Raw genomic sequence first — 412 nt, 5'->3', positions numbered from 1 at the left:
CAATCAACGTCCCATCCACCGAAAAGTGCTCGTCTGACAACAGCGGCTTGACCTGAGGATGGCTCAAGAGCCTGGTCATGAACTTCGTAAACACCTCGCCGTTCTGCAGCCGCTCACGGTTCTTCGTGAAGCTGGTCGGATCCCAGACCGGATCGTCCGGCGGCAATTCCACAAACCAGCGGTACAACAGATTGTAGTCCAATTGCTCCATCAGCTGTCGTTCCGACCGAATGCCGTAGAACACCTGCAGCAGCAACGCGCTCAGCAATTGTTCCGGCGGGATCGAGGGGCGCCCTTCGCTCGAATAGAGCTTCCCAAAGCTGCGGTTCAACTCGCTCAGCACATCACGGACCAGCGCCCGAATCTTCCTCAGCGGATGGTTCAACGGCACCCGCGCTTCGGGCGAGATGTA

Annotated in this window: 1 protein-coding gene; it reads right to left on the bottom strand. The window is 58.0% G+C overall.

The window, feature by feature from the left end; all coding sequences use genetic code 11:
- Nucleotides 1-412, bottom strand: a 412-nt coding sequence (locus I6F35_RS39690) for a transposase (protein WP_225122977.1), incomplete at both ends; no start/stop codon positions are given.

The sequence above is a fragment of the Bradyrhizobium sp. BRP22 genome, assembly GCF_020194175.1.
Lineage (GTDB): Bacteria > Pseudomonadota > Alphaproteobacteria > Rhizobiales > Xanthobacteraceae > Bradyrhizobium.
Note: the sequence above shows the minus strand (reverse complement) of the source record. Positions and strands in the feature narration are given on the sequence as shown.